Origin of the sequence: Phenylobacterium sp., assembly GCF_031412415.1 — a bacterium.
Classification (GTDB): Bacteria; Pseudomonadota; Alphaproteobacteria; order Caulobacterales; family Caulobacteraceae; genus Phenylobacterium.
In genome coordinates this window covers 1-5,367 of the sequence record NZ_JANOCX010000267.1, presented here as the reverse complement: position 1 = coordinate 5,367, position 5,367 = coordinate 1, and the positions used below count along the sequence as shown (strand labels likewise).

The window sequence follows — 5,367 nt, the reverse complement described above, 5'->3', positions numbered from 1 at the left end:
CCTCAGGGGTGTCCAGCCTCTCGGCGGGTCCCTGAAGTTCGCAATCTCAAGCTGCGGTCAGAAGCCGAGCTGCCGGCCGGCCAAATCACGCAGGATCTCTTCGGAACCACCGCCGATCACGAAGATGCGCGCCTCCCGGTAGATGCGTTCGACCCGGTTGTCACCGGTATAGGCCCGCCCGCCGAGGACCTGCAGGCTTTCACGGGCGCAGTGCTCCAGGGTCGTGGTGGCCTGGACCTTCAACATCGCCAGGTCCGCCACGGGAGTCTCGCCGCGATGGAAGCGCCAGACCACGATGTCCATGTAGGCGTAGGCGGCGTTCAGGCGCTGGATCATCTGCACGATCTTCTGGCGGATGGTCTGATGATCGATGAGCCGCTGGCCAAAGGTCTGACGCTCCCGGGCCCAGGAGATCGCCTCGGCGATCGCGGTCCGCGCCATCGCCAGGGTCGCTGAAATGCCGCTGAACCGCTCGATGTTGAACTGGTTGGCCAGGCCCGCGAAGCCGCGGTTCTCGACGCCGATCAGGTTGGCGGCCGGGACCTCGACGTTGTGGAAGGTGATCGAGCCGTTGTTGCGGTTGTACCACTCCAGTCCCTCGACGGACTTGGTCGAGACGCCGGCTCTGTCGGCCTCGATCAGCAGGAGCGACAGGCCCCCCACGCCGGGTCCGCCGGTGCGCACCGCCGTCAGCATGAAGTCGGCGCGGGTGGCGCCGGATATCAGCGTCTTGCCGCCATTGACCACGTAGGTGTCGCCGCGCTTCTCGGCGGTGGTCTGGAACGCGCCGACGTCCGACCCGCCCGACGGCTCGGTCACGGCGAAGGCCATCTTCTTCTCGCCCGCCAGCACGGGGCGGGCCACCCGGTCCAGCATCTCGGCGGGACCGAACGAGATGATCGGCGGAAGGGCGATCCAGTGGGTGGCGAGGTCGGCGAACACCACGCCCGACCCCATCCGGAAGAATTCCTCGGCGAAGATGATCCGGTGATAGAGGTCGATGTCTTCGCCGGTCCCGCCCAGCTTCGTGTCGAAGCCCATGCCAAGGACACCGGCGGCCGCGGCCTTCGTGTAGACCTCGTCGGGGAAGGTCGATGCGGCCTCCCACGCCTTGAGGTTCGGATTGATCTCCTGCTCGACGAAGGCGCGAAGCTGCTGGCGCCAGGCGTCATGCACCGGGGTCAGGAAGGGGCTGGGGGGCCGCAGTCCGTCGAAATCCAACGCAGGTTTGTCCGCCGCCATCGCCGCTCTCCGTCACTTGTAAAGTGAGACTATACGGAGGCGGCCGACGCGGCAACGCCTAGATGCGTTCGACGACCATGGCCGCGCCGATGCCACCGGCGGCTGAGGCGACCACCAGGCCCAACCGGCCGTCGCAGGCGTCCAGCGCGTCCAGCAGCGATGACAACAGGATCGCGCCGGTCGCGCCCATGGGGTGACCCTTGGCCAGATGGCCGCCGCCGACATTGAGCTTGTCGGGATCCACCGGACGATCGCGCAGGAACTTGGCGATGGTCACGGCGAAGGCTTCCATGAACTCGATGCGATCCATGTCGCCCAGCTCGAGGCCCGCCTGGGCGAGCACCTTGTCCATGGCGGTGAAGCCGGCCAGTAGCCCCGCGTGCGGATCGCCGCCGGCCTCGGCATAGGCCAGGATCCGCGCCCGCGGCCTGTCGCCGACGCCCGGCTTGCCACCCAGCAAGGCCAGGCCCGCGCCGTCGCAGACCGGGGGCGCGTGGGCCACGGTGTGGCGGTGGTCGATCGGGCCATCCAACGCGTCGGCGTAGGACTTGGCCAACCCGCCGAAAGCCGCTGGCATGGCGGCCAAGGACTGCGCCGTCATCTGAGGCCTTAGGCACTCCTCGCCCACCAGCCCGCCCACGGTGATCCGCGAGCGCACCAGGGCGGGCGTGTCCTCCGCCGCGCGGGCGCGGAGCTGGGAGGTGAGCGCCGTGGCGTCCATCTCCTCGCGGGTCACGCCCTCGGCCTCCGCCAGTCGATCTGCCGACAGCACGACCGGAATGTAGCGCGAGCGGTTCGGGAAGCTGGCGTCGGTGTAGTAGTCGGCGGCGTCCGCCATGAAGGGTGTCCGCGACATCATCTCCACCCCGCCGGCCAGGGCGCGCTCGACGCCGCTCATGGCGATACGCGAGGCGGTGTGGCCGATCGCCGTCAGTCCGGAGACGCAATAGTTGTTGATCGTGAACGCATAGGCCTCGTCCCGCACACCGCTGTGCAGCTTGGAGACCAGGGCGATGTTGCCGCCCTGAGCGCCCACCTGACCGACACAGCCAAGAACCAGCGCCTCGGCGTCTCGGGGTTTTCCGCCGCGCGCCTGAAGCCCGTCGATCAGGCCCGCCACCAGCTCCTGAGGTTTGAGCGCCGCCAGTCCGCCGTCAGGCCGCGCCTTGCCGCGAGCCGTACGGACGGCGTCATAGATCCAGACGTCCATGGTGTTCTCCAGCCGCCTCGGCTCAGGCGGGCCGGCCGACGACGAAGCTGACGACCGTGCCCAACGAGCCGCCGATATTCAGGGTCCCGTAGGTGCGTGCGCCATCGACCTGATAGTCGCCCGCCGTACCGGTGACCTGGCGGCCGGCGTCCAGCAGCATCCGCGCGCCGGTCGCGCCCACCGGGTGACCGACGCCGATCAGGCCCCCCGACGCGTTGACTGGGCACCTGCCGCCCAGTTCGATCATGCCGCTCTCCACGGCCTTCCAGCTCTGCCCGGGCTCTGTCAGGCCGAAGTGGTCGATGGCCATGTATTCGGTTGAGGTGAAGCAGTCGTGGGTCTCGATGCCGTCGAGGCCTTGCGGCCCCGGCAATCCCGCGCGGCCCAGCGCATCGGTGATGGCCTTGCGGACATGTGGGAAGACATAGGTCTCGCCGCGGCTGCGTTCGATCTTGTCCAGGAACCGGATGCCAGCGTTGGCGTGGCCCCAGCCCAGGATCTGCGGGAAGGCTGCGGCGTCGACGCCCCGGCGTTGCGCGTAGGTCGCCATGAAACGGTCGGAGACCAGCACGATGGCCGTGGCGCCGTCGGTGATCTGGCCGCAGTCCTGGCGCCGCGTGCCGGGCTCGATGACCGGGTTGGCGGTGTCATCGTCGGTGAAGGCGTCCGGGCCGAACTCCCATTTCCGGGTCTGGGCGTTGGGGTTGCGCTTGGCGTTGCCGAGGTTGATCTCGGCGATCCGGTTCAGATGGCGGCGATCCAGGCCGTAGCGCTCGCCATACTCCTGAGCCACGCGGCCGAACACGGCCGGCCACATGAACTGGCAGTCGATGCCCTCGCGGCCCTGCCAGGACGCGGCGTTCTGGATCTTGGAGGCCTGGTCCCCGGGGAGGTTCTTCTCTTCCTCGACGCCCACGATCATCACGCAGTCGTAGCGGCCCGCCTCGATTTCCGCCGTCGCCGTCAGCACCGCGATGGAGGAGGAGGCGCAGGCCGCCTCATGTCGCATGGCGGGCTTGCCGTAGAACTCCGGGGTGACCTGGGCGACCATGGCCGCCAGGTGACCCTGGCCGCGATAGAGCTCGCCGAAGGCGTTACCCACATGGATGGCGTCGATGTCGTCATGGTCGAGCTTGCAGGCGGAAAGGGCGCCGGCGATGGCCTCGCCCATCATGTCGGTGAGGTCGAGACCCTCACGCGACCAGGCGCGCGCGAAGTCCGTCTGATGACCGCCCAGGAGATAGATCGCCATGACTCTTCCTCATCTGCTCGCCGAATGCGGCCACCCTAGACACATGGTACGCCAATGCAAGTAACCCAAGGATAGCCGTATCGCTCGGCTTGGGCCCTTGCGTCCGGCAGGGGTGCGTGTAACTTTCATATAGAGACTATTTTGGCCGACGCACGAGATAATCGATGACGACCCTCGGACCGCGATCCTTAACGCCCACGGGCGCTCCGATGGTCCTGCGCCCCATGGGCGGACTGCTGGACTTGCAGGCGTCGCGCGATCCGAATCGCGCCGCCCTGACCTGCGATGGCGTCACGCTCAGCCGCGTCGAGTTCGCTCAGCGGGCCAACCGCCGGGCCCGGGCGCTGGCGGCGGCCGGGGTTACGCATGGCGATTTCGTGGCTATCGCCCTGCCCAACAGCCTGGCCTTCCTGGAGATCGCCTTCGCCTGCTGGATCCTGGGTGCGACCCCGGCCCCAGTCTCCCACCGCCTGCCGACGCTGGAGCTGAAGGCGATCCTCGATCTCATGCGGCCGCGCCTGGTGGTCGGCGGCGAGAGCTCCCGCGCCACGGGTCTGGCGATCACCGACGAGGCGTCGCTCTACGATCCGGCGCTATCGGGCGCCCCGCTGCCCGAGCGCACCGCCCCGCACGTCAAGGCGATCCCCAGCGGGGGCAGCACTGGCCGGCCCAAGGTGATCGTCGACCACGCCCCGTCCATGCTGGACCCCGACGTCCCAGCCCTGGGCATGCGCGCCGGGGACGTGGTCGTCATTCCCGGTCCGCTCTACCACGCCGCGCCGTTCGGGTTGACCTACATGGCGCTATGCTGGGGCTGCCATGTGGTCATCACTCCGCGGTTCGATGCGGCGGGGACCCTGGCGCTGATTGAGACCTATGGCGGCAACTGGCTCTATCAGGTGCCCACCATGATGCACCGGATCTGGGTGCTTCCTGAGGCCGAGCGCCTAGCCTTCGACCTGTCGTCGCTGGATATGGTCTGCCACATCGCCGCGGCCTGTCCGGTGTGGCTGAAGGAGAAGTGGATCGACTGGCTGGGGCCCGACCGGGTCTGGGAGGTTTATTCCGGCACCGAGGCGCTGGCGTCGACGACCATTGGCGGGCGCGAGTGGCTGACCCACAAAGGGTCGGTGGGCAAGCTTTCGCCCGGCGCCGATATCCGCATCCTCGACGAGGCCGGCCAACCCGTGAAGCCTGGGGAAATCGGTGAGATCTACTTCCTGCCGGCCGGCGGGCAGGGCGCCACCTACCACTATCTGGGCGCCGAGCCCCGCGCGCGCGGAACCTGGGAAACCTTCGGCGACCTCGGCCGCATCGACGAGGATGGCTATCTCTACCTTGCCGATCGCCGGACTGACCTGATCATCTCGGGCGGCGCGAACATCTATCCGGCCGAGGTGGAGGCCGCGATCGACGCCTTCCCCGGTGTCTTGGCCAGCGTGGTCGTCGGCCTGCCGCACGAGGATATGGGCCAGTCGGTGCATGCGATCATCGAGTGGGTGGAGGGCGCCCCCTCGCCGGATTTGGACGCGTTGAAGGCGTTCCTGGGCGAGCGGCTCGCGCCCTACAAGCTGCCGCGCGCCTTCGAATTCACACACGAGCGCCTGCGGGATGACGCCGGCAAGACCCGGCGCAGCGCCTTGCGCGACGCCAGGATCGCCGC

The 5,367-nt window shown here is 68.3% G+C and carries 4 protein-coding genes; 1 reads left to right on the top strand and 3 read right to left on the bottom strand.

Annotation, left to right across the window (positions count from 1 at the left end):
• Positions 1-57 precede the first annotated feature (57 nt).
• The 3 genes from RMO04_RS12980 to RMO04_RS12970 are packed head-to-tail and all read right to left on the bottom strand — an operon-like array spanning position 58 to position 3,704.
• Positions 58-1,242, bottom strand: coding sequence for an acyl-CoA dehydrogenase family protein (locus RMO04_RS12980; protein WP_309645200.1), 1,185 nt, complete (start codon positions 1,240-1,242; stop codon positions 58-60).
• 58 nt (positions 1,243-1,300) lie between these two features.
• Positions 1,301-2,452, bottom strand: coding sequence for an acyl-CoA thiolase (locus RMO04_RS12975; protein WP_309645199.1), 1,152 nt, complete (start codon positions 2,450-2,452; stop codon positions 1,301-1,303).
• Positions 2,453-2,474: 22 nt separating this feature from the next.
• Positions 2,475-3,704: an acetyl-CoA acetyltransferase gene (locus RMO04_RS12970; RefSeq protein ID WP_309645198.1), complete on the bottom strand. Its 1,230-nt coding sequence runs from the start codon at positions 3,702-3,704 to the stop codon at positions 2,475-2,477.
• 209 nt (positions 3,705-3,913) lie between these two features.
• Between RMO04_RS12970 and RMO04_RS12965 the strand changes: the two genes are divergently transcribed.
• Positions 3,914-5,367 (top strand): AMP-binding protein (locus tag RMO04_RS12965; protein WP_309645197.1); only part of this gene is annotated, 1,454 nt, incomplete at its 3' end.

What these genes read in the sequence shown, in the direction of transcription:
- RMO04_RS12970 (WP_309645198.1), bottom strand. Translation starts at nt 3,704, where the DNA reads ATGGCGATCTATCTCCTGGGCGGTCATCAGACGGACTTCGCGCGCGCC.
- RMO04_RS12975 (WP_309645199.1), bottom strand. Translation starts at nt 2,452, where the DNA reads ATGGACGTCTGGATCTATGACGCCGTCCGTACGGCTCGCGGCAAGGCG.
- RMO04_RS12980 (WP_309645200.1), bottom strand. Translation starts at nt 1,242, where the DNA reads ATGGCGGCGGACAAACCTGCGTTGGATTTCGACGGACTGCGGCCCCCC.